This window comes from Actinacidiphila acididurans, from assembly GCF_016918855.1.
GTDB lineage: Bacteria > Actinomycetota > Actinomycetes > Streptomycetales > Streptomycetaceae > Actinacidiphila > Actinacidiphila acididurans.
The window spans coordinates 183,997-207,403 of record NZ_JADKYB010000004.1 but is presented as its reverse complement, the minus strand read 5'-3'; the positions used below and the strand labels follow the sequence as shown (position 1 = coordinate 207,403).

General features: G+C 72.0%; 18 protein-coding genes. 14 read left to right on the top strand and 4 right to left on the bottom strand.

All coding sequences use genetic code 11. The features are described from left to right. Positions 1–100 precede the first annotated feature (100 nt). The 12 genes from ITX44_RS08700 (at position 101) to ITX44_RS08645 (ending at position 16,078) form a co-directional block, all read left to right on the top strand. On the top strand, positions 101–778 hold the full coding sequence (locus tag ITX44_RS08700; RefSeq protein WP_205356493.1) for a PH domain-containing protein: 678 nt from the start codon (positions 101–103) through the stop codon (positions 776–778). Positions 779–1,060: 282 nt separating this feature from the next. Then, entirely contained in the window at positions 1,061–1,450 is a 390-nt protein-coding gene (locus tag ITX44_RS08695; RefSeq protein WP_205356492.1) for a hypothetical protein, read from the top strand. Positions 1,451–1,631: 181 nt separating this feature from the next. Next, on the top strand, positions 1,632–2,720 hold the full coding sequence (gene pstC / locus ITX44_RS08690; RefSeq protein ID WP_205356769.1) for a phosphate ABC transporter permease subunit PstC: 1,089 nt from the start codon (positions 1,632–1,634) through the stop codon (positions 2,718–2,720). 217 nt (positions 2,721–2,937) lie between these two features. Then, the gene (pstA, locus tag ITX44_RS08685) at positions 2,938–4,446 is read left to right on the top strand and encodes a phosphate ABC transporter permease PstA (protein ID WP_205356491.1); all 1,509 of its coding nucleotides are present in this window, start codon (positions 2,938–2,940) and stop codon (positions 4,444–4,446) included. Then, a complete protein-coding gene (locus ITX44_RS08680; protein ID WP_307795172.1) occupies positions 4,443–6,188 on the top strand; it encodes a phosphate ABC transporter substrate-binding protein PstS in 1,746 nt (581 codons plus the stop codon). Before pstA ends, ITX44_RS08680 begins: the two co-directional genes overlap by 4 nt. Beyond that, a complete protein-coding gene (locus ITX44_RS08675; RefSeq protein ID WP_205356490.1) occupies positions 6,188–8,743 on the top strand; it encodes a hypothetical protein in 2,556 nt (851 codons plus the stop codon). Before ITX44_RS08680 ends, ITX44_RS08675 begins: the two co-directional genes overlap by 1 nt. A gap of 254 nt (positions 8,744–8,997) precedes the next feature. Next, complete coding sequence (locus ITX44_RS08670) at positions 8,998–10,095, top strand: hypothetical protein (protein ID WP_205356489.1); 1,098 nt, start codon at positions 8,998–9,000, stop codon at positions 10,093–10,095. 155 nt (positions 10,096–10,250) lie between these two features. After that, a complete protein-coding gene (locus tag ITX44_RS08665) occupies positions 10,251–11,396 on the top strand; it encodes a hypothetical protein (RefSeq protein ID WP_205356488.1) in 1,146 nt (381 codons plus the stop codon). Positions 11,397–11,539: 143 nt separating this feature from the next. Next, positions 11,540–13,123 carry an Ig-like domain repeat protein gene (locus ITX44_RS08660; RefSeq protein WP_205356487.1) on the top strand — a complete coding sequence of 528 codons (1,584 nt, stop codon included), beginning with the start codon at positions 11,540–11,542 and terminating at the stop codon, positions 13,121–13,123. Between the two features lie 211 nt (positions 13,124–13,334). After that, positions 13,335–14,264 (top strand): sortase, encoded by a 930-nt coding sequence (locus tag ITX44_RS08655; protein WP_205356486.1) that lies wholly within the window; start codon positions 13,335–13,337, stop codon positions 14,262–14,264. A 99-nt stretch (positions 14,265–14,363) separates the two neighbouring features. Continuing rightward, positions 14,364–15,203: a phosphate ABC transporter ATP-binding protein gene (locus tag ITX44_RS08650; protein ID WP_205356485.1), complete on the top strand. Its 840-nt coding sequence runs from the start codon at positions 14,364–14,366 to the stop codon at positions 15,201–15,203. Positions 15,204–15,217: 14 nt separating this feature from the next. After that, positions 15,218–16,078: a hypothetical protein gene (locus ITX44_RS08645; RefSeq protein ID WP_205356484.1), complete on the top strand. Its 861-nt coding sequence runs from the start codon at positions 15,218–15,220 to the stop codon at positions 16,076–16,078. Positions 16,079–16,249: 171 nt separating this feature from the next. Here ITX44_RS08645 and ITX44_RS08640 read toward each other — a convergent pair whose 3' ends face one another. The 3 genes from ITX44_RS08640 to ITX44_RS08630 form a co-directional block, all read right to left on the bottom strand. Then, a complete protein-coding gene (locus ITX44_RS08640) occupies positions 16,250–17,953 on the bottom strand; it encodes a phospho-sugar mutase (protein ID WP_205356483.1) in 1,704 nt (567 codons plus the stop codon). A gap of 367 nt (positions 17,954–18,320) precedes the next feature. Next, a complete protein-coding gene (locus ITX44_RS08635; RefSeq protein WP_205356482.1) occupies positions 18,321–19,130 on the bottom strand; it encodes a purine-nucleoside phosphorylase in 810 nt (269 codons plus the stop codon). A gap of 177 nt (positions 19,131–19,307) precedes the next feature. Next, entirely contained in the window at positions 19,308–19,745 is a 438-nt protein-coding gene (locus tag ITX44_RS08630) for a gamma-glutamylcyclotransferase family protein (RefSeq protein WP_205356481.1), read from the bottom strand. A gap of 71 nt (positions 19,746–19,816) precedes the next feature. Between ITX44_RS08630 and ITX44_RS08625 the strand changes: the two genes are divergently transcribed. After that, positions 19,817–21,289 (top strand): NAD(P)H-quinone dehydrogenase, encoded by a 1,473-nt coding sequence (locus ITX44_RS08625; RefSeq protein WP_205356480.1) that lies wholly within the window; start codon positions 19,817–19,819, stop codon positions 21,287–21,289. A gap of 217 nt (positions 21,290–21,506) precedes the next feature. Then, on the top strand, positions 21,507–22,424 hold the full coding sequence (locus tag ITX44_RS08620) for a DeoR/GlpR family DNA-binding transcription regulator (RefSeq protein WP_205356767.1): 918 nt from the start codon (positions 21,507–21,509) through the stop codon (positions 22,422–22,424). A gap of 136 nt (positions 22,425–22,560) precedes the next feature. Here the strand turns inward: ITX44_RS08620 and ITX44_RS08615 are convergent, their stop codons facing one another. Beyond that, entirely contained in the window at positions 22,561–23,151 is a 591-nt protein-coding gene (locus ITX44_RS08615; RefSeq protein WP_205356479.1) for a TetR/AcrR family transcriptional regulator, read from the bottom strand. Between the last annotated feature and the right edge of the window lie 256 nt (positions 23,152–23,407).

Sequence of the window (23,407 nt, the reverse complement as noted above, 5' to 3'; positions counted from 1 at the left end):
CCACCCGGTCGAGCCCAGGCTCGGAAAAGGCGAGGTGATGCACAGCCGCAACCACGTCCGGGGGCAGCCCAGTGCAAACGATCAGGCACAATCGGGGCTTATGACGAACCCCCGCACCGACCACCAGAACACGCAGCAGTATGCCGACCGGGTGTACCGCTCGACCGGTGGGGTGGTGGGCGGAATCGCGATGCTCGCGCTGGCCGGGTGGATCGGGGGCGACGCGGTGGCGCGGGGGAGCGGGCACACGCCGTGGCTCGCGCTGGCCGCGCTGCTGCTCGCGGTGCCGCTGATCGTGGCGTTCACCGTGCGGCCGGCCGTTTATGCGGGGGCCGAGCGGGTGCGGATCCGGAACCCGCTGCGGACGATCACGCTGCCGTGGGTGGCCGTGGACGCGGTGCGCGCGTCGTACTCGACGGAATTGTTCGCGGGCGACAAGAAGTACCAGCTGTGGGCGATCCCGGTCTCGCTGCGGGCCCGCAAGCGCGCCGCCCGCCAGGACGCCCGGGCCAAGGCGGCCGGCGAGGAGCGGACCGGCCCGTTCGGCATCCCCGGCCCGGCGGCCCGGCGCCGCCCGCCGACGCCCGGCGCCGACGACACCATCCGGGCGTTCTCCGACCAGGCCGTGCTCGAACTGCGCGAGCTGGCCGAGCGCAACCCCGCCCCGGAGGACCCCGCCGAGCGACCGGAGGCCACGGTCCGCTGGGCGTGGGAGGTCATGGGTCCCGCCGCGGCCGGCGCCGTCGTACTGATCATCCTGCTCGCCATCGGCGGCTGATCCGGGCCGGCCGGCCCGGCCGATGTACGGAGCGCGGCAAGGCTGCACCCCTTAAATGGGAGCGTTCCCCTCACGGAGAGTCGCCAGCGGTGAACGAGGGGCAACATCGCGGTGAAGGATGCCTTCAGCAACCTGTGAGCCCGCCGGGACTGTCGGAACTCCACATACATTGCCCGTGCTGCACGCACGCCACGCATCACACGCGCCTCGTCGCGCCACACGCCGTGGCGCCGCGTGCAGCCTTGCTTGACGGGATACCAAGCAGGTCGACAGGGGGCGGTCATGGCCGGGGCAATGGGCGGCGGGGTCAGTGCGGTCGGGATTCGATGCCAGGTCGGCATCGACGAGAACGGGTGGTACTCATGGCGATTGACGGCGAACAACGGACGGGTGATCGCGCTGGGCGCGGTGGCGTATCCGGACGACGCGCTGTGCCGGGCGGCGTTCCAGGATTTGTGCGAGTCCTCCGAAGGTCTGGTCGGGGGAGTGCAGCACGCAGCCGAGTCGAATGGCTGGATATGGCGGTTACGCGACGCCGACGGGCGAGTGCAGGCCGAGTCCGCCCGGGCGTACGAAAGACACTCGACGTGTCAGGCCGCTTACGACCGGTTCCGGCTGTTATTGCAGGGCCTTGCCGTGGCTGAAGCGATCCCGTGGGACGACGCGAACTGACCGGCCGCGCCGGCGGGCCGGGTCTACCCGCGTCCCGCTGCGCGCCCTTCGGCCACGAATTCCTCACGGGATCATGACTGTACGTGCCGGTAGGTGAACGGAAGTTGCCCCTACGGGTGCTGTCGTTCACACGACCGTGCGAGCGCGGCCATCGCACCCCGTGAGCGTTCCTGCCGTGACGATGCGAACAGGGGCACGAGGGGCCGAACCGGGCAAGGCCATCGGCCGGTCAACCCGGGCACCCCGGTGGGCCCGGCCGGCCGGACCGGCGGGCCCGTCCGGGGCCGACAACGGGCCTGACCAGCCGCGCCGCCTGCACGCCGACTCCGGACTGCCCGACCGGGTGTTCCGAGTGGTGGCGAGCGGCGGCGGCGGGCTGGTGCTCGCCGTGATGCTGCTGGTCGGCGGATTCCTGCTGTACCGGGCCTGGCAGGCGCTGTCCGTCGCCAAGTGGAAGTTCCTCACCACGTCGGCGTGGGAGCCGGACGCCCATCACTTCGGCATCGCGGCCGTGATGGTCGGCACCTGCCTGATCGCCCTGGTCGCGGTGATCGTCGCCGTCCCGCTGGCGATCGGCACCGCGCTCTACATCACCGAGTACGCACCCCCGCGGCTGCGCCGCACGCTGGTCAGCATCGTGGACCTGATGGCCGCGGTGCCCTCGGTGGTCTACGGCCTGTGGGGCCTGTTCTTCCTCCAGGGCAAGGTGATCGGCCTGGCCCGGTGGATCTCCACGAACTTCGGGTGGATCCCGCCGTTCAAGGTCGACGGCGCCGACCCGCACGACCCGCTGGCCACCCCGACCGTCTACACCGCCTCCACCTTCATCGCCGGACTGGTGGTCGCGATGATGGTCGCCCCGATCATCTGCTCGGTCGTCCGCGAGGTCTTCTCGCAGACCCCGGTCGGCGAACGCGAGGGCGCGTACGCGCTCGGCGCCACCCGCTGGGGGGTGATCCGCTCGGTGGTGCTGCCGTTCGCCAAGGGCGGCATGATCGGCGGCACCATGCTGGGGCTCGGCCGGGCGCTGGGCGAGACCATCGGCGTCTACATGGTCATCTCCCCGGTCTTCAAGGTGCAGTGGCATGTCTTCCAGAGCGGCACCAGCTCGGTGTCCTCGCTGATCGCGCTGCGGTACGGGGAAGCCAGCAAGTTCGGCATGTCCGCGCTGATGGCGGCCGGGCTCGCGCTCTTCGTGATGACCCTGGTGGTCAACTTCGCCGCGTCCTCGATCGCCGCGCGCAGCCGCTCCGGCGCCACGGCCGAGTGAGCGCCCATGACGGCATGACGTCGCTCCCGGCCCGGCGCGGTGCGCCGGCCTTGTCCGGCAAGGAACCGCCTGCCGCAACCGTCCGCCGGGACCACCCGCCCGGAACTGTCCGCCGGGACCACCCGCCCAGAACCGTCCGACCCGGTGACCCCACCCCGGTGACCCGCCCCCGGAGATCCGCCCGGAAACCCCGGTGACCCAAGGAGACCCCGCCCGCATGACCACGGAGAAAGCCGATGCGGACGCCCTCGGCGCGCCCGCCGGCCCCGACCACCCGGCGCCCGGGGCCGCCGTGTCGCCGGCCGCCGCAGAGCCGGCCGCCGGTACCTCGGTCGTCGCCGCGTTGTCCGCGGCCACCACCCCGGCGCCCCCGACCGCACCCACCGGACCCGGACCCGGACCCGGACCCGTAGAACCCGGGCCCGGAACCGTAGCCACCGCGCCGCCCGCGGACGCCCGGCCGCGTACCGTGCTGCCCGCCCGTACCGGAGGCGCGGCCGGCGCGACCGCACCCGCCTCCGCGACCGCGGGCGCCGAGCGGCGGCGGAGCACCAGCACGGTGCGCTCGACCGACGCTTTCGCCCTTTTCGGCGCGGCGGCCGCGTCACTCGCCCTGACCTGGCTGTTCTTCGCCCGGATCGCGCCCTTCACCGGGGGCCTGGGCTTCGTGGTGTTCGCGTACTTCCTCTTCCTCGGGCTGTACGCGCTGCTGGTCTCCTTCGACGAGGACGGCCCGGTGGTGCGGGACCGCATCGCCGCGGTGGCGGTGCACACACTGGCGCTGCTCCTGCTGGTGGCGCTGACCTTCGTCGTCGTCTACACCCTGTGGTCCGGCCGAAAAGCCCTCGGGCACACCAACTTCTTCACCCAGGACATGAAAGAGGCCGGCCCGCTGGACCCGCTGAGCGTCGGCGGCATCCGGCACGCCATGATCGGCACGCTCATCGAGATCGCCATCGCCCTGGTGCTGACCGTCCCGGCCGGCCTGCTGTGCGCGGTGTTCCTCAACGAAGTGCCCGGACGCTACGCGCGTTTCGTGCGTACGGTCGTCGAGGCGATGACCGCGCTGCCGTCCATCGTGGCCGGTCTGTTCATCTACGCCACCGCCATCCTGGCGCTCGGCCTGCAGAAGTCCGGCTTCGCCGCGTCGCTGGCCATCTCGGTGATGATGCTGCCGATCATCATCCGCGCCTCGGACGTGGTGATCCGGCTGGTGCCCGGCACGCTGCGCGAGGCGTCGTACGCCCTGGGGTCGCCGCGCTGGCGCACCGTGTGGCACGTGGTGCTGCCGACCGCCCGGTCCGGCCTGACCACCGCGGTCATCCTCGGCACCGCCCGCGGCGTGGGCGAGACCTCGCCGGTGCTGCTGACCGCGGGCTACGCCGCCGTCACCAACTACAGCCCCACCCACAACCCGATGGTGTCCCTGCCGCTGGCCACCTTCGAACTGGTGAAGTCCCCCCAGCCCGCCATGATCTCCCGCGGCTTCGGCGCGGCCGCCGTGCTGCTGATGCTGGTGCTGGTGCTCTTCGTGATCGCCCGCCTGATCGGCGGCCGCGGCCCGGGCGAGCTGACCAAGCGCGGCACCCACCGCAGGGTGCTCGCGTCGCGCCGCGACATGCGCAGGTTCACCGAACGCGACGCCGCCCGTCGTGGCCACTCCGCGGCGCCTGCCGCTCTTCGTACGACAACAGCCCAGCCCGCACAGGGAGTTGACGGATCGTGAGAAGGATACGGGCGGCGGCGGCAGCCTTCGCCATGCTGCTGTGCTCGCTGCTGATCCTCGGACAGGCGCCCGCGCGGGCGGACTCGTACGCCAGGATCAGCGGCGCCGGCTCGACCTGGAGCCAGAACGCCATCGACCAATGGCGCCGTGAGGTCACCCAGTACGGCATGACCGTCGACTACGCGGGCACCGGTTCGTCCGACGGCCGGCAGCAGTTCGCCAACGGCACGGTCGACTTCGCCGTCTCGGAAATCCCGTACGGCATGACCGAGTTCGGCGTGCGCGAACCTCCGCCGCGGCGCGGCTACGCCTACATGCCGATCGTGGCCGGCGGCACCTCCTTCATGTACAACCTGAAGATCGGCGGCCACCAGGTCACCAACCTGCGGCTGAGCGGCAACAGCCTGGCCAAGATCTTCACCGGAAAGATCACCAACTGGAGCGACCCGCAGCTGCGGGCCGACAACCCCGGCCTCACACTGCCCAACCGGAAGATCATCCCGGTGGTGCGGTCCGACGGCTCCGGCACCACCGCCCAGTTCACCCTGTGGATGTCCAAGCAGCAGGGCGCGCTGTGGAACGACTACTGCCAGCGCCTGGGCAAGCCCACCCCGTGCGGCCTGACCTCGTACTACCCGGTGATCCCCGGCTCCGGCTTCATCGCCCAGTCCGGCTCGCTCGGTGTCTCCGGCTACACCCGGCAGGGCTACGCCGAGGGCGCCATCACCTACGTCGAGTACTCCTACGCGGTGACCACCGGCTTCCCGGTCGCGAAGATCCTCAACTCGGCGGGCTACTACACCGAGCCGACCGCCGCCAATGTCGCGGTCGCCCTGCTCCAGGCGCAGATCAACCAGGACAAGAACTCCTCGCAGTACCTCACCCAGATCCTGGACAACGTCTACACGAACACGGACAAGCGCACCTACCCGCTCTCCAGCTACAGCTACATGATCATCCCGACCAGGCTGGAGTCGCCGCTCACCGCGGACAAGGGCAGAACCCTGGGCGCCTTCTCCTACTACTTCCTGTGCGAGGGGCAACGCCAGGCCCAGCCACTGGGCTTCTCACCGTTGCCGATCAACCTCGTCCAGGCCGGCTTCGACCAGATCAAACGGATCCCCGGGGTGCAGACCCAGTCGATCAACATCCAGGGCTGCCACAACCCCACCTTCTCCACGGACGGCACCAACACCCTGGCGAAGAACGCGCCTTTCCCACCGGCCTGTGACAAGCAGGGCCCGCTGCAGTGCGCCACCGGCACCGCCGGCGCCAGGAACGTGACGACCCCGGTCAAGCCCGCCGCGTCCACCTCGGGCGGCTCCTCCTCCGGCGGTTCGTCGTCCGGCGGTACGGCTTCCGGGGGGACCACGGGCGCCACCTCCGGCGGTAACACGGGCGGTTCGGGCGGCAGCACCGGCGGCTCGGCAGGCGGCAGCGCCTCCGGCGGCACCGCGTCCGGAGGTACGACCGCGGGTGGCACCACCGCGGGCGGCACCACTACGACCGCCGGCGGTACCACCGGCGGCAAGGTCGACCCGGACACCGGCCTGCCCGCCGGTGACGCGGGCGGCAGCACCGGAGGTGCCCAGGACATCGCCGCCTCCAGCGTCGCCGTCGGCAACGACTCCTTCTGGGGCATGCGCACCTGGCTGATGGGGCTGTCGGCCCTGGTCCTGCTGGCCGTCGTCCTCGCCCCGCCCACCATCGCCCGGCGGCTCAACAGGGGCGGGAGGCGCTGATGTCCGCGCATGACCTCCAGCGGCCGGTCCCACGCACCGAGGGCCGTGTGCTGCTGGTCCGCTTCGGCGGCCTGCTCACCTCGGTGCTCGCCGCGGTCGGCCTGGTCCTCCTGCCGCCCGCGGCGGGCGGTGCCCAGGCCCACGCGGACACCGGCAACGGCTCGGCCGTCACCAAGTCCGGCACCAAGGGTGCCTACGACGACTTCTCCAAGCTGAAGGTGACCGTCGAGCAGACCAAGGACCTGCGCACCCAGGGCCTGAAGGTGTCCTGGACCGGCGGGGCGCCGACCCAGCCGAGCTCACAGAGTCCGTTCGGCACCAACTACCTGCAGATCATGCAGTGCTGGGGCGACGCGTCGACGGGCCCGACCCCGCAGCAGTGCGAGTTCGGGAACCCGCCGCCGAAGTCGGGTGTGCTGAACGGAACCCGGGAGGTGGGCAGCCACGACCCCCAGGAGCCGACGGCTCGCACCGTCCCCTTCACCACGGTGAAGGGGCAGACCTCGACGGACGTCAATCAGTTCTTCACCCAGTACGCGACCAACGAGCAGGTCGCCACCACGACCGGTGCCGACGGTACCGGTGAGACGATCTTCCAGGTGGAGGACGCCACCCAGTCGCCGATCCTGGGCTGTGGCGCGGTGGCCCACACCGGTCAGGCACCCGCGCCGTGCTGGCTCGTCGTCGTACCGCGCGGCACCCGCGAGCCCGACGGCTCCACGACCAGCCTCGGGTTGCTCACTTCCGCGCTGTCCGCGGGCAACTGGGCCCAGCGCATGGTGTTCCGGCTGGACTTCCAGCCGACCGATTCGCCCTGCCCCATCGGCCAAGCGGAACAGCCGACCATCGGGTCGGAGATGGTCGGCGAGGCGATGAGCCAGTGGCAGCCCACGCTGTGCACCGCCGACAAGACCACCTTCAGTTACGTCCCGCAGCTCGAGGACTTCTCCCGCACGCAGGTCCTCAGCGGGTCCTCGGGCCTCGCCGGGCTCGCTTTCGTGGAGAACCCCGTGGTGCCGCCGCCGGACACGGCGGCGGTGGTCCACGCGCCGGTGGCCGTCTCCGGGCTCGTGATCGGTTACAACATCCAGGTCAACGGTACGTCGAGACAGGTGCCGCGGATACGGCTGAACGCACGCCTGGTGGCGAAAATGCTCACCCAGTCCTACCAGTGCGACCTGCCCGGCAACACACTGCCCCGCGGCGCACTTCCTGCGAAGAACCCGGACAGCGTCTGGAACGACCCGGAATTCCTCAAGCTCAATGAGGGCGCCGGATTCACCCGGAGCGCATCCTGTGGTTTCGGTTTCGGCGTTCCGCAGAGCGGGAGCGATTCGGCAGAACAATTGTGGAAGTGGCTGCGCTCCGACCCCGACGCGGAGAACTTTCTCGCCGGGAAAGCGGATCCCTGGGGCATGACGATCAACCCCAGCTTCCTCAGACTCGACCCTGCCCACACCCCGCTCTCGGATTTCCAGAAGCCTGATCCGACGGCCTGGGTACCCAACAGCGAATACCCCAACGTCCAGATCACTGCCATCGGTCTGAATCCGTACGCCGCGAGCTTCAGCGACGAGGCCCGGACCCTGCGCAAGGCGAACAACGGCGGTGTGGCGGGCTTTGCGGTCGGCAGTATCCCGCCGTCGCCGACCAAGGCCGACACCCAGATTCCCGGCCAGTACTTCAACCTGGGTCTCACGGACGCGGCCAGCGCCGCCCGCTATCGGCTCGGCACCGCCGAACTCCTCAACGCCGACGGCCAGTTCGTCGCACCTACGGTCGACGCGCTGACCAAGGCGGTGGACGGGATGAAGGCCGGCCAGGTGCCGGGCGTCGTGAACGCGGACCCCAGCCGGAAGACGCCGGGCGCGTATCCGCTCACGACCGTCACCTATGCCGCGGCCTCCACCTCGCTGGACCCCACGCAGCGCAAGACGTACGCCACGCTGATCCGTTACGCCGCCGGTGCCGGCCAGCAGACCGGCATCGGTTACGGCCTGCTGCCGCCCGGGTATGCCCCGTTGACCCCGGCGTTGCGCGACCAGGCGCTGGCCTCGGCCGCCGCTCTTGAGGAAGGCCGGGTCCCGCCGCCCACCACGACCGGTGGTACGTCGTCCGGCGGCAGCGGCACCGGGGGCACATCGGGCACCGCCGGCACGTCCGGCGGCGGCGGTACGGGCACGGGCGGTCTCGCCGTGGGCGGGACGAGCACAAGCGGCGGAGGTACGGCTCCCGGCGGCGGCACCGGGACGACGGGCGGGGGAACCACTACGGGCGGCTCGCCGTCCGCGTCGCCGTCGTCCTCGGCCGCGGCAGCCGCGGGCGCGACCAAGGGCAGCACGGGTGGCCCCAGTGCCTCACCTCCTGTCAGCAATGTCGCGCAGACCGGCGGCAGGACACCCGGCGCAGTGCTCGGCGCCGTCCGCTGGGTGCTGCTGATCGTCCTCATCGCGGGCATCGCCGGCTCGCTGGCCGGACCGCTGCTGATGCGCGCGGGCACAATCCGCGGCACCGGGCGCGCACTGATTCCCTTCGGCGGACGGAGGGCGACCTGACCGCTGGCCCCGGAATTCCTTGCCGAGGTGGCGCCGAAGGGAGACCTAGGCGCCCCTTGGAAGGAAAATAAAAGTGATTTCACAATGCCAGTTGTTCACTTTCCCGGGGCGGTTAATTTGGTTGCCACTTCTTGCGGGCATCGCCAGGATGTTCATGGCCCGGTCGGCGGACCGGTCCATTCCGGGGAGAATTCCGGAAGCTTTTGACGCGTAACACCTGGAAATTCCATCCGTAAGACTTCGGAGGAAATACAGTGAACGTGAAATTCGCCAAGCGGGCGGCGATCATCGTCGGTACCGCGTCCCTCAGCGTGGCCATGGTGGCCGGCGCGGCCCAGGCCGACCCGCCGGCCGGCGTGCACCGCACGCTCGTTGCCGTCGGCTCCGACACCACCCAGGACGTGCTGAACGGCCTGGGCAACACGATTGCCGATCCGAACCCCACCGGTACCTCGGACGGGAACCTGATCGCGTCCTACGACGCGACCGGCACCACTCCGATCCAGACCCGCGACAGCGGCTGCTCGATCGCCCGTCCCGACGGTTCGGGCGCCGGTGTCAACGCGCTGAAGGCCGACATCGCGGCCGGTACCCACTGCATCGACTTCGCTCGCTCCTCCTCCGCCCCCAACGCGACGGGTTCGCTGACCTTCATCCCGTTCGCCCTGGACGGCGTGACGCTGGCGGTCGGCACGGGCAGCACGCTGCCCGCCAACGTCACCTACACGGCCGGGGCCACCACGAACGCCGCCAAGGCCGCCTCCGACCTGAACCGGGTCTACAACTGCCTGGACACGGCCGGCAACCCGCTGCCGGCCGGCACCTTCCCGACCATCAACGGCATCACCGTGCACCCGCTGGTGCCGCAGGCCGGCTCCGGCACCCGGAAGTTCTGGGCGTCGACGCTGGGCTTCAACGCCACCACCCTGCCGTCCTGTGTGAGTGACGTTGCCAAGAACGGTGCCGCGGTGCAGGAGCACAACGGCAACGCGCTGCAGCGCACCGTCGCGGTGGACCACGCCGAGGACATCATGCCGTTCTCGATCGCGCAGTGGATCGCGCAGTCCAACCACGCCACGACTGGTGTGACCGACCGTCGCAACGGTGCGGTCCTGGAGAACGTCAACAGCGTCGCGCCCACCACGAGCGGGAAGCTGAACACCTCGTTCCCGATCACGCGTGAGGTCTACAACGTGATCCCGGACAGCCGGATCAACGAGACCCTCATCAAGAACACCTTCGAGACCAGCACCTCCAAGATCTGCAAGGCGACCTCGGTGATCAACCTGTACGGCTTCGGCACCGACACCAACTGCGGCTCCATCGCGCTTTCCAGCCGCGACCTCGTCTGAGCCGACCCCAGGACCGGTGACGGTTCCCGTGCGTTGCGGCCCGTCACCGCGCACCACCACGGCGGACCCCGGTCCGCCGGGCCGGGCACCCCTCGCGGGTGCCCGGCCGCACTCAGCACCACCAAGCACACACTCCACTCCACAGGGAGCTTCACATGACGAGACGAAGAATGCGCGGCGTGCTGGTCGGCGCGCTGGGACTGGCCATGGGCGCGGGAGTCCTGCTCGCCGGCGCGGGGAGCGCCAGCGCCCACTCGCGCACCCACCACGACTCCACGGCGACCTCGGGCACGGTCACCCTGACCGCCCGTAGCAACAGCCTGGACGACACCTCGCCGTTCACCCAGGTGTCGGTCAACAAGGCCTGCCCCGCCGACTACCAGGACGCCCTGTACGTGTCCCTGGTCGTGCCGGACGGCCGGGAGACCCTCCTGGCGTCCCACCTGACCAGCGGCGCTCCGTACGCCACCGCCCCGGCCACGGCGCAGGTGCCGGCCGCCTCCGGCAACGGCACCATCGTCCGGTCGATCGCCACCGCCTTCGACCTCGCAAGCGTCCCGGTCGCGGACGGCACCTACCCGATTCATGTGACCTGCGCGAACACCGACCGGGTGGCGTTCCCCGAGCACCCGACGTTCACCGGCTTCATCGACGTGACCGGCGACACCTGGCAGGTCTCCGGCCACGCCGCGCCGATCGCGACCAACGTCAAGCTCAGCGCCAGCCCGGCGAACCACGTCCAGGTCGGCCAGCCCTTCACGCTCACCGCGAAGGTCTCCGGCGGCGTGCCCGGAGCCGTGCAGTTCGAGGCGGACAACGGCGTCACCGTCATCGGTGACCCGGTGCCGGTCGTGAACGGCGTCGCCACCATCCAGCCGCCGGCCAACACCGTGCCGCAAGTGCGCAGCTACATCGCGGTCTTCACCCCGACCGACCAGCTCGCCTACGCCCAGGACTACACCGTGCTGAGCTACGCGTTCGTCAAGGCGCCGTCGATCACGGTGACCGACGCGAACGGCACGGTGCTGGGGGCCACCCCGCAGTTGGCCCCCGGACAGCAGATCACCGTCTCCGCCACGGGCTTCCGGCCCGCGGACGGCGAGACGGTCGACGTGGCGGCCACCAACGTCTACTTCGGCGTTCTCCCCGCGGTGTTCCCGTCGACGACCTCCGACGCCACCGGTTCGGTGACCGGCTACACGCTCACCGTCCCGAGCCACATCTCCGCCGGTGACCACAAGATCGTCCTCATCGGCGAGAACACCCTGGTGACGATCACCTTCGCGTTCACCACGAAGTAACGGCCGCAGCCGTACAGGTTGCGCGGAAACCCCGCTGACCTGCACGGATGACCAGTGCCCTGCCACCGAGCCAGGTGGCAGGGCCGCATGCGTACCACGCACCAGCCGCACCACCGACCGTATCCCCGAGGGGACGAGGAGAAATGACACGAAGAATGCACGCCGCGCTGCTGAGCGTGCTGGCACTGATCCTGGGCACCGGTGCCCTGGTCCTCACCACCGCGGGGACCGCGAACGCCGATCTCACCGGGACGGTGACGCTGTCGCCCAGCAGCGGCACCGTGGACGACCTTCCGGCATTCACGAGCGTGTCGGTCGACCAGGCCTGCCCCACGGGCTACCAGGACGCGCTGAACGTGTACCTGGTCATGCCGAGTGGTGACGAGTCGCTCCTGGCGTCCCACCTGACCAACGGCGCTCCGTTCGGTACCTCCCCGATCACCGCGACCCTGCCGGCCACGGGGGGCAACGGCACCATCCTGCGGTCGATCAGCACCGCTTTCGACGTGGCGAGCGTGGACCTCGCCGACGGCACGTACCCGGTGCACGTCGTCTGCAAGTCCAGCGACCCCGCGAACAGCGACACGCCGACGTTCACCACGGCCATCGACATCACGGGCAGCAACTGGGCGGCGAAGGTGGTCACCCCGCCGACGTCGACCACGCTCGACCTGACCGCGAACCCCGCGGGCCACTCGGTCGTGAGCCACGACGTCACGCTCACCGCCACGGTCACTCCGGCCACCGCGGAGGGCACCGTGGACTTCACGGTCAACGGCGCGCCGGTGCCCAGCGGGAGCAACCTTCAGCTCTCCAACGGCGTGGCGACGGTAACACTTCCCGGGATCAGCACGGCCGGCACGTATCCGCTCACGGCGGTGTTCACGCCGACCGACCCGCTGAAGTTCGGCCCGAGCCAGGGCGGACTGTCGTACCCCTTCGTCGCCGAGCCCCTTCTCACCGTGCTCGACGATTCCGGGAACGTCGTTCAGGACACCCCGACCCTCACCAAGGGCCAGAAGCTGAAGGTCACTGCGGAGGGCTTCCTGCCGGGGCCCAACAGCGCCTCCAACGGCGAGGACGTCTCCTTCACGCTGGACGACGGCTCGTCGGCCATTCCGGGCGTGACCGCCGACGCCACCGGCAAGGTCAGCAACTACGCGGTGACGCTGCCGTCCGACCTGGCCGACGGCGACCACTCCCTCGTGCTGAAGGGCGCCACCAGCGGAATCCAGCAGACGTTCGCCTTCAAGTCCGGCGCCGACTCGGGCACCACGGCCGGGACGACCTCGGGTACCACGGCGGGTGACACCTCCGGTTCCACCGCGGGCGACACCTCCGGCTCGACCGCTGGCGACACGTCCGGTGACACGTCCGGCTCGACGGCCGGTGACACCTCCGGCTCCACCGCGGGCGACACGTCCGGCACCACCTCCGGTGACACCTCCGGCGCCACCGCCGGGACCGTCTCCGGCGGGTCGGACGGCAGCACTGGTGGAGTCAGCGGCGGCACCAGCGGGGACCTGAGCGGCGGCTCCTCGTCGACCGGCGGGTCCACCGGTGGGTCCTCCGGCGGCGGCAGCGGCCCCCTGGCCGCGACCGGTGCCGGCGGCATCTTCGGGATGAGCGCGCTCGCCCTCCTGCTCCTCACCGGCGGCGGCTACGCCGTCTACCGGGTGCGCAGGGACGGCAAGCTGCTCACCTTCGGGCCCGGCCCGCGCGACTGATCCCGCACCGGCCCCTGCACGGGGCCAACCGCCGCGCGGCGGACGGGCCGCCCGTACGGGTCCGCCCGCCGCACGGCGGCCGACCGCACCACCCCCGTATCGCCACGCACCACCCCGCAGGCGAACCGACCGCGTACCGGCCCCGCGCCCGTACCGGTGAAGCACACCGCAGCCCGGAACCCGCACCACACCGCAGCGAAGGAGCCCACCCGTGGCCGTACTGTCACCGTCCCGCGAGGCCGCGGGGCCACCGCCGGAGCCGGGGGAGCCGGCGAAGGAGCCGGAGGGCGGACGGCGGCCCGCCGACTGGCGGTTCGTCGCGCCGGGCGCGGCGCTGACCGTGCTGGCCGCGCTGATGCTCGGCTTCGTGATCAACCTGACCGTGCTCGGCCACATCGAGCACGCCCGCGCCCAGCAGACCGGTTACGCCAAGCTGCGTTCCGAACTGGCGCAGGGCGTCGCCCCGATCGGCCGCTTCGACGACCAGGGCAAGCAGGTGCCGGCCGGCGACCCGGTGGCGGTGCTGCACATCAAGACCATCGGGCTGCGCGAGGTGGTCTTCCAGGGCACCACGTCCGGCGTGCTCATGTCGGGCCCGGGCCACCGCCGGGACACCCCGATGCCCGGCCAGCCCGGCACCAGCATCATCATGGGCCGCCAGTGGGGGTACGGCAGCCCCTTCAACCACATCGACGAGCTGAAGACCGGCGACAACATCACCGTCACCACCGGCCAGGGCCAGCAGCAGTACAAGGTGACCGGAGTACGCCGCGCCGGCGACCCGGCGCCCGCACTGCCCGGCACCGGCCAGGGCCGGCTCATCCTGATGACCGCCACCGGCGGCCTCTACACCCCGCACGGCGTGCTGCGGGTGGACGCCGAACTCGTCAGCCAGGTCCAGCCCGGGCCGGTGGCCGGCGGCGGCCTCACCAGCGCGGAGCAGCCGCTGAACGGCGACCAGGCCGCCTGGCTGCCGATCCTGCTCTGGCTCCAGGGCCTGCTGCTCGCCGTCGTCCTCATCACCTGGGCCTTCCGCCGCTGGGGCCGCTGGCAGACCTGGATCTGCGGGCTGCCGGTGCTGGCGGCGATCGTCATCGCCCTGTCCGGCGAGGCCACCCGCCTGCTGCCCAACCTGCTCTGACCCGATCCGACCTGCCCTGACCCTTTGTGACGGGCCGACCGACTCGGCCCCCCACCGTCAACACGCCACCGCACCGCCCGAACTACCCGAGGGAACCCGATGTCAGCAACCGACGAGACCGTCGTACTGCCGCCCGTGCCCGCCGGCGACCCCGCCGCGTCGCGCTCGGCCACGCTGGACGCCCACGAGGTGTCCGCCTGGTTCGGCGACCACAAGGTCCTGGACCGGGTCTCGCTGAACATGCCCGCCCAGCGCGTGACCGCGCTCATCGGCCCGTCCGGCTGCGGCAAGTCCACCTTCCTGCGCATCCTCAACCGGATGCACGAACTGGTGCCGACCGCCTCGCTGGCCGGCCAGGTGCTGCTCGACGGCTCCGACATCTACGACCGCGGCCGCCGCATCACCCACGCCCGCCGCGAGATCGGCATGGTGTTCCAGAAGCCCAACCCCTTCCCGGCGATGTCCATTTACGACAACGTGCTCGCCGGACTGAAGATGAACGGCATCAAGGCCGGCCGCGGCGAACGCGACGACCTGGTGGAGGAGTGCCTGGTCAAGGCCGGCCTGTGGAAGGAGGTCCGGGACCGGCTGCGGCAGCCCGGCGGCGCCCTGTCCGGCGGCCAGCAGCAGCGCCTGTGCATCGCCCGCTCGCTGGCCGTACGCCCCCGCGTGCTGCTGATGGACGAGCCCTGCTCGGCCCTGGACCCGACCTCCACCCGGCGCATCGAGCAGACCATCGGCGAGCTGTCCGACGAGGTCACCATCGTCATCGTCACGCACAACATGCAGCAGGCCGCCCGCGTCTCGCACCAGTGCGCCTTCTTCCTCGCCGAGCAGGGCACGCCCGGCGTCATCGTCGAACACGGCGACACCGACGCGATGTTCACCAGCCCCCAGGACCCGCGGACCTCCGACTACGTCAACGGCCGCTTCGGCTGACCGGGCCGGCCGCGATGTCGTTCCCCGAGCCCGCCGCCGAGCCCGCCGCGAGCGGTCCGGGCCGTACGCCGTCCACCGCCGCGAAGCGCCGCCGCCGTGCCGCACGGGTACGGGCCGCCGTGCCCGTACTCCTGGCCGCCGCGGCGGCGCTGACCGCGTGCGCGCACCCCGCGCCCACCCGTACCGAGTCCGCCGCGGCGCCCCGACCCACCGCCTCGTCCCCTTCGGCGTCCCCTTCGGCGACCTCTTCGACGACCCGGCCCCTACCGGCCCCGGCACCGTTGTCACCCGCGCGCGCCGGCAAGGCTCCCGCCGCTCCCGCCCGCACGGCGCACACCCTTGCCGCGGCCCGGACCCAGGCGCCCCCGGCGCCACCCCGGCCCACCGCCGCCCGCCCGGTACGCGCCCCCGCGCCGCGCACCATCGCGCCCGTCACCCCGTCCGCGACCCCTCCCGCCGCGCCGCGCCCGCTGGCCCGTACCGGCGCCGTCCCGGACTCCCCCGGCGGCATGACGCTGCGCATAGGCGACTGGTCACGGCCGGTGGTACGCGGCGGGCAGGACGCCATCGACCGCTGCGCCGCCGCCGTCCTGTTCACCGGCCCCGACCCCCGCCAGGCCGACGGCTACAAGATGCAGACCTCCGTCATCGTCGGCCACGACTTCTGCGGCTTCGCCGAACTGGCCCCCCTCCCGCCCGGCACCCACGTCACCCTGGAGGCGGCCGGACTGACGTACAGCTACCACGTCTACGCCTCCTACATCGGCCCCGGCCAGGGCGGCCCCGACAACGGCCTCTACTGGGGCGACCTGACCCTCCAGACCTGCGTCGGCCAGGACACGGCGTTCAGCTACCTCACCCGCGACCGCGGCTGACCCCCGCGCGACGGCCGCCGCGCGGGGGAGGGGCGGGGGCTCGCACGCCGGGGCGGGCGGGCGGCGGCCCGGGTGCCCGACACGGCGGGTCGTGCCGAGAGCCGACCGCGAGCCGCCCCCGGCAGGCGCGACCGGCGCCCTCGCCCGCCCACGCCCAGGCCGCGACGCGGCTCAGATCCCCGCGGCCGTCGCGAAGTCGTCCTTCAGTGCGGTCAGGGTGCGGGCCGCCGTGTCGCGGGCCGCGGGGAGGCCGGCGGGGTCGGGCACCGGGACGACGACCTCCAGGTAGCACTTGAGCTTGGGCTCGGTGCCGCTGGGGCGGACGACGACGCGGGCGGCGGCGATGCCGCGCTTCGGGTCGCCGGACAGGTGGTAGCGCAGGCCGTCGGTCGGTGGCAGCCCGCCCGCGCCGGCCGCGAGGTCGTCGGCGGCGGTGACCGCGAGGCCGGCCAGGGCCGCCGGGGGCTGTTCGCGCAGCCGCTTCATGGCCGCGCCGATCAGCGACAGATCGGCGACCCGTACGGACAACTGGTCGGTGGCGTGCAGCCCGTGGGTGAGCGCGAGTTCGTCCAGAAGGCCGGCCAGGGTGGCGCCCGCCGCCTTGAGTTCCGCGGCGAGTTCGGCGACCAGCAGGGCCGCGGTGATGCCGTCCTTGTCGCGCACCCCCGCCGGGTCGACGCAGTAGCCGAGCGCCTCCTCGTACCCGTAGCGCAGGCCGGGCACCCGGGAGATCCACTTGAAGCCGGTGAGGGTGTCCTCGTATCCGAGGCCCGCGTGCGCCGCGATCCTGGACAGCAGCGACGAGGACACGATGCTCGCCGCGAACACGTCCTGCCCCGGTTCGACCGCCCCGCGCCGTACCAGGTGCACGGCCAGCAGCGCCCCGAGTTCGTCGCCGCGCAGCATCCGCCAGCCGCCGGGCGCGTCCCGGTCGGGTACGGCCACCGCGCACCGGTCCGCGTCGGGGTCGTTGGCGATCACCACGTCGGGCCGGGCCGCCTGCGCGGCCTTGACCGCCAGGTCCATCGCGCCGGGCTCCTCCGGGTTCGGGAAGGCGACGGTGGGAAAGTCCGGGTCGGGCTCGGCCTGTTCGGCCACGGTCACCGGCGCGGGGAACCCGGCCTTGGCGAATGCCGCGGTCAGCGTGCCCCTGCCCACCCCGTGCAGCGGCGTGTACACCACGTCCACCGCGCGCGGTCCACCCGCCGCCACCACCCCGGCGGCCCGGTCCAGATACGCCTCGACGATCTCCTCACCCAGCACCTCCCAGCCCTCCGTCGGCCGCGGCACCCCGGCCAGCGGGCCGACGGCCGCGATCTCGCCGGCGATCTCCGCGTCCGCCGGCGGCACGATCTGCGAACCGTCCCCCAGATACACCTTGTAGCCGTTGTCCTGCGGCGGATTGTGGCTCGCCGTCACCATCACCCCGGCCGCCGCACCGGTGTGCCGTATCGCGTACGCCAGCACCGGCGTCGGCAGCGGCCCCGGCAGCAGCGCCGCCCGCAGCCCGGCCCCGACCATCACCGCGGCCGTGTCCCGCGCGAACTCCTCCGACTTGTGCCGTGCGTCGTACCCCACGACCACCAGCCCACCCCCGTGCCTGCGCACGTACGCGGCCAGCCCCGCGGCCGCCCGGATCACCACCACCCGGTTCATCCGCGCCGGCCCCCCGCCGAGCGCCCCCCGCAGCCCCGCCGTCCCGAACTCCAGCGTCCCCGCGAACCGCTCCCCCAACTCCCCCAGGGCCCCTTCGTCCCCCCGCTCGGCCGCCGCGAGCAGCCCCTCCAACTCCCCCCGGGTCCCCTCGTCCGGATCCTCCCCGATCCACCGCCGCACCCGCTCCACCAGACCCACCGGCTCCGCGTCCCCATCCATCCCGCGCTCCTCCTCCTCGGCGGCCCTGCCGAAAACAGGGTGACGGATCATGATAAGTGTCTGCCCTTTCCGGGCCCCGGCCTTCTGGGGGTGGGCCCTTTTGCGCCGACCCCTTTACCGTTGGCGCGGTCCATTCCCGCTTCGGCGTCGAAAGCAGAGCCATTGAGCGCCCCTGCCCCGAGCACTCCCGCCGTGGAAACCCACAGACGCCGATCAGGCCCGCACGCACCTCGGCGGGAGGGGCCGCAGGGATGGGGGTCCGAAATGCTGCCGTATATTTGTGAGCCGCCAGGCTCGTGCATATACGATTTCGGATCCCCGTCCCGGAGGTCCCGACCCCCTACGAAAAAGCCCGCACCCGGCCCGGTCAGAGCCGACTGAGCACGCGCCCCAGCAACGACCCCATCCGCGTCGCCGATACCCGCCCGGCCTCGAGGACTTCCTCGTGGTTGAGCGGCTCCCCGGTCATGCCGGCCGCGAGATTCGTGACAAGGGAAATGCCGAGGACTTCGGCGCCGGCCTCGCGGGCAGCGATCGCCTCGAGAGCGGTGGACATTCCGACCAGGTGGCCCCCGATCGCACGGACCATGCCGATCTCCGCGGGAGTCTCGTAGTGCGGGCCGGGCAATTGGACGTAGACGCCCTCTTCGAGGGAGGGGTCCACCTCGCGGCACAGGGCCCGCAGTCGCGGCGAGTAGAGGTCGGTGAGGTCGACGAAGTTGGCGCCGACTATGGGCGAGGTCGCGGTCAGGTTGATGTGGTCGCTGATGAGCACCGGCTGCCCCGGCCGGAAGCCGGGCCGCAGGCCCCCGCACCCGTTGGTCAGGACCACCGTCTTGCACCCGGCCGCAACGGCCGTACGCACTCCGTGGACGACGCTGCCCACGCCTCTGCCCTCGTAGAGGTGGGTACGCCCGAGGTACACCAGGGCGCGCACCCCGCCGGTCCGTACCGACCGCAGCCGGCCCGCGTGACCGGGCACGGCGGGCGCGGGAAAACCGGGCAGATCGGTGATCGGAAGATCGTGGTCGGGGGCGCCGAGCGCGTCGGCGGCGGGGACCCAGCCCGACCCCATGACCAGGGCCACGTCGTGGGTGTCGACGCCGGTCAGCTCGCGCAGGCGGGCGGCGGCGGCGTCGGCCGCGGCGTAGGGATCGGGGTTCACGGAAGCGTTCACGCGCATGAGGGTAACGGGTAAGACCCTACGCGCGTAGACGACGAGCCGGTGAAACGTCGCACCATCCCATTTTCCGTACGGCCACCTGTCCCACCCGGCACGGTCACCTCACCCGCCCGGCCCCGTCCTTCCGGGTGACCCCGTCGCCCGCTCGGCCCACGCCGGAAAGCCGAACCCTCAGCAGGGCCGTTTCCGCAGCTCCATCACATAGTCGTGCGGCGCCCCCGCCGACTCCGCCGCGTCGGCGATCTCCCCGAGGTAGCGGGCCGAGGGCAGCCCGCCCTCGTAGTCGTTGAGGACGTAGAGCCACGCCGGCTGATCGCCCTCCAGCGTGTGCACCCGCACCGTGGTCCGCCGGTAGATCCCCATCGGGACGCCCTCCCAGCGGTCGAGGGATTCCTCGTCCACCGGCGCGATGTCGTACAACCCGACGAAGACCTGCTCGCCGAGCGCCTCCACGACCGTGGCGAGCGCGCCTTCCCAGCCCATTTGCTCGCCGCCGAAGGTCAGCCGCCAGCCGTCCAGCCACCCGATGCCGCGCAGCGGTGAGTGCGGGGCCCTGCGCGTCATCAGCCGTGCGTCCAGGTTGCTCGCATAGGCGGCGTAGAGCGACATGCCATGAGAGTACGACCAATCCCGGCCGGACCCGCGCACGCCCACCTTGGCGCGTGCGGGACAATGGGGGTGTGACCAGGATCGTGATCATCGGCGGCGGCCCCGGCGGCTACGAAGCCGCCCTCGTCGCCGCACAGCTCGGCGCGGACGTGACCGTGGTGGACCGCGACGGCCTCGGCGGCGCGTCCGTCCTGACCGACTGCGTACCGTCCAAGACGCTCATCGCCACCGCCGAGGTGATGACGACCTTCGATTCGTCGTACGAGGAGCTCGGCGTCATCGTGGCCGACCCGCCCGCCGCGCCCGGCGCCGGCGCGGAGCCCCGTACCCCGCTGGGCGGCCCCTCCCGGGTGGTCGGCGTGGACCTGGGCAAGGTCAACCGCCGGGTCAAGCGGCTCGCGCTGGCCCAGTCGCACGACATCACCGCCTCGGTCACCCGGGCCGGCGCGCGGGTGGTGCGCGGCCGCGGCCGGCTGGAGGGCTGCCAGACCGCCGAGGGCACCCGCTGCGTGGTGGTCGACCACCACGACGGCACCCAGGAGCGGCTGACCGCCGACGCGGTGCTCATCGCCACCGGCGGCCGCCCGCGCGAACTGGAGGACGCCCGCCCGGACGGCGAGCGCATCCTGAACTGGACCCAGGTCTACGACCTCGACGAGCTGCCCGAGGAACTGATCGTGGTGGGCTCGGGCGTCACCGGCGCCGAGTTCGCGGGCGCGTACCAGGCGCTCGGCTCGCACGTCACCCTGGTCTCCTCCCGGGACCGGGTGCTGCCCGGCGAGGACCCGGACGCGGCGGCCGTGCTGGAGGACGTCTTCCGGCGCCGCGGCATGAACGTGATGGCCCGCTCCCGGGCGGCCTCCGCCAAGAGGGTGGGCGACCGGGTCGAGGTCACGCTCGCCGACGGCCGGGTGATCACCGGCTCGCACTGCCTGATGGCGGTCGGCGCGATCCCCAACACCGCCGGGATGGGCCTGGAGGAGGCCGGGGTCAAGGTGACCGAGTCCGGCCACATCAAGACCGACCGGGTCTCCCGGACGAGTGCGCCGGGCGTGTACGCGGCCGGCGACGTCACCGGGGTCCTCGCGCTCGCGTCGGTCGCGGCCATGCAGGGCCGGATCGCTATGTACCACTTCCTCGGCGACACAGTGGGCCCGCTGAACCTCAAGACGGTCTCGGCGAACGTCTTCACCGACCCGGAGATCGCCACCGTCGGCTACTCCCAGGCCGACGTCGACGCCGGGCGGATCGTGGCCGACTCGGTGAAGCTGCCGCTGCTGCGCAATCCGCGGGCGAAGATGCAGGGCATCCGGGACGGCTTCGTGAAGATCTTCTGCCGCCCCGGCACCGGCATCGTGGTCGGCGGCGTGGTGGTCGCCCCCAAGGCGAGCGAGCTGATCCACCCCATCGCGATCGCGGTCGACAACAGCCTCACCGTCGAGCAGATCGCCAACGCCTTCACCGTCTACCCGTCGCTGTCCGGCTCGGTCGCGGAGGTGGCGCGGCAGCTGCACGCCCGCAAGAGCGGCGACGGCGGCGGCTGAGCGCTGAGGGCGGAAGGCCGAGGGCCCGGCGTCAAGCGGGTGCACGCTCCCGGGCGGAGCCCCGCCGGCGAGGCGAACGCATGGTCGCCTCATAGCACGTGACGGTCTGTTTTGCGCAGGTCTTCCGTCATCTGGTGCATAACGCTGAAAGTTCACGGTCGGCGGCGTTACTGTCGGTTTCGTGTTCGCTGCAGAACGTCGCCAATTGATCCTCGAAATGGTGCGGGCCAACGGGGCCGTGTCGCTCCGTGAGCTCGCCCGGGTCGTCCAGACCTCCGAAGTGACCGTGCGCCGCGACGTACGCGCCCTGGAGGCCGAAGGACTGCTGGACCGCCGGCACGGTGGAGCCGTGCTACCGGGCGGATTCACCAGGGAGTCGGGTTTCCCGCAGAAGTCCCACCTCGCGACGGCCGAGAAGACCGCCATCGCCGACGTGGCGGCCGCCCTGGTCGACGAGGGCGAGGCGATCGTCGTCGGCGCGGGCACCACCACTCAGGAGTTCGCCCGGCGGCTGGCCCGGGTGCCGGGCCTGACCGTGGTGACCAACTCCCTGCTGGTCGCCCAGGCCCTGGCGCACGCCAACCGGGTCGAGGTGGTGATGACCGGCGGCACCCTGCGCGGCTCCGACTACGGGCTGGTGGGCAGCGGCGCCGAGCAGTCCCTGCAAGGGCTGCGGGTCGGCCGGGCGTTCCTGTCCGGCGCCGGGCTGACCGCCGAGCGGGGCCTGTCCACGTCCAACATGCTGTGCGCCAGCGTCGACCGCGCGCTGGTGCAGGCCGCGGCCGAGGTGGTGGTGCTGGCCGACCACACCAAGCTCGGCACCGACACCATGTTCCAGACCGTGCCCACCGACCTGATCACCCATCTGGTGACCGACGAGCCGCCGGCCGACGGCGAGCGGGCGGCCGCCGAACTCCAGGCACTCGCCGACCGCGGGGTCCAGATCAACGTGGCCCGGCTCGCGGGCGCGGACGCCGTCGCCGCCGGGCGCCCGCGCGAACAGCACCCCGTGCCCGGGCCCCGGCGGCACCAGCCGCCGCTGCGCGCCGAGCGCCCGCAGCCCCCGTCCCAGCCCCCGTCCGTCACCGGCGCCGACCCGGCCGCCCCCCGCCTCGCCGACGTCCGCCGCCGCTGACCCCGGCCGACAGGCACACGTACGACCATCCGCCCGTACGACGACCGGTCCGTACGAACGTCCGGTCCGTACGACGACCCGTCCGTCCGACCATCCGCCGGTACGATCACGCGCTCCCGCGATCCTCCGAGCGCGCTCAGTCCGCCGCCGTACGCCCCGCCGACACGCCCGCCGTCGCCGCGGCCCGCGGCCGCATCCCGTCCACCGCGAGGGACATCAGGCGGTCGAACAGGCCCGGCTCCTCCGGGTTCTTCTCGGCGGCCAGCACCAGCGCGTAGGTCAGCTTGAGCAGATCGCCGATCTGCACGTCGGAGCGGATCGCGCCGGCCTCCTGGGCGCGCCACAGCAGGGTGCCGCCGGCCGAGCGGAGCTTGGACTTGCAGGACTGCATGCGCTGATAGCCGTCGCCCTCCATGATGGCCGCGGCCAGGCCCCGGTACGAGGTGGAGTGCACGGCCACCATGCGCAGCCAGTCGATGACGGCCGTGGCCGGGTCGGTCCCGGCGGCCAGGAGTTCCACCGAGCGCTGCACCAGGTCGTCGAGTTCGCGCTCGAAGACCGCGTTCAGCAGGCTGTAGCGGTCGGGGAAGTGGCGGTAGAGCGTGCCGATGCCGACGCCCGCGTGCCGGGCGATGTCCTCCAGGGCGGCGCTCGTCCCGTGCACGATGAAGGCCTGCTGTGCTTCTTCCACCAGCCGGTCGTAATTGCGCTGCGCGTCTGCCCGCATGTGCCCTCGTCCCTCCCGGGGTGCCCTCCGCTGCGGGGCCGCTCCCGTCCGGCGCCGCCGCTCCTGTCCGCACGTCCTGTCCTCACGGTACGCGGCTCGGACGCGACCGTGGTCCGACCGGGATCCGACCCGTACCCGATCCGTACGCGGCCCGCGTGTGACCGACTCGGATGTGACCGACCCGGGATCCGCCACCGAAAGCGATTGTAGATCCGGAGGGTGTCTCCGTATAGTTTTCGGAGGCTACCTCCGTTTG

What these genes read in the sequence shown, in the direction of transcription:
- ITX44_RS08700 (WP_205356493.1), top strand. Translation starts at nt 101, where the DNA reads ATGACGAACCCCCGCACCGACCACCAGAACACGCAGCAGTATGCCGAC.
- ITX44_RS08695 (WP_205356492.1), top strand. Translation starts at nt 1,061, where the DNA reads ATGGCCGGGGCAATGGGCGGCGGGGTCAGTGCGGTCGGGATTCGATGC.
- pstC (WP_205356769.1), top strand. Translation starts at nt 1,632, where the DNA reads ATGCGAACAGGGGCACGAGGGGCCGAACCGGGCAAGGCCATCGGCCGG.
- pstA (WP_205356491.1), top strand. Translation starts at nt 2,938, where the DNA reads ATGACCACGGAGAAAGCCGATGCGGACGCCCTCGGCGCGCCCGCCGGC.
- ITX44_RS08675 (WP_205356490.1), top strand. Translation starts at nt 6,188, where the DNA reads ATGTCCGCGCATGACCTCCAGCGGCCGGTCCCACGCACCGAGGGCCGT.
- ITX44_RS08665 (WP_205356488.1), top strand. Translation starts at nt 10,251, where the DNA reads ATGACGAGACGAAGAATGCGCGGCGTGCTGGTCGGCGCGCTGGGACTG.
- ITX44_RS08660 (WP_205356487.1), top strand. Translation starts at nt 11,540, where the DNA reads ATGACACGAAGAATGCACGCCGCGCTGCTGAGCGTGCTGGCACTGATC.
- ITX44_RS08650 (WP_205356485.1), top strand. Translation starts at nt 14,364, where the DNA reads ATGTCAGCAACCGACGAGACCGTCGTACTGCCGCCCGTGCCCGCCGGC.
- ITX44_RS08645 (WP_205356484.1), top strand. Translation starts at nt 15,218, where the DNA reads ATGTCGTTCCCCGAGCCCGCCGCCGAGCCCGCCGCGAGCGGTCCGGGC.
- ITX44_RS08640 (WP_205356483.1), bottom strand. Translation starts at nt 17,953, where the DNA reads ATGGATGGGGACGCGGAGCCGGTGGGTCTGGTGGAGCGGGTGCGGCGG.
- ITX44_RS08630 (WP_205356481.1), bottom strand. Translation starts at nt 19,745, where the DNA reads ATGTCGCTCTACGCCGCCTATGCGAGCAACCTGGACGCACGGCTGATG.
- ITX44_RS08620 (WP_205356767.1), top strand. Translation starts at nt 21,507, where the DNA reads ATGGTGCGGGCCAACGGGGCCGTGTCGCTCCGTGAGCTCGCCCGGGTC.
- ITX44_RS08615 (WP_205356479.1), bottom strand. Translation starts at nt 23,151, where the DNA reads ATGCGGGCAGACGCGCAGCGCAATTACGACCGGCTGGTGGAAGAAGCA.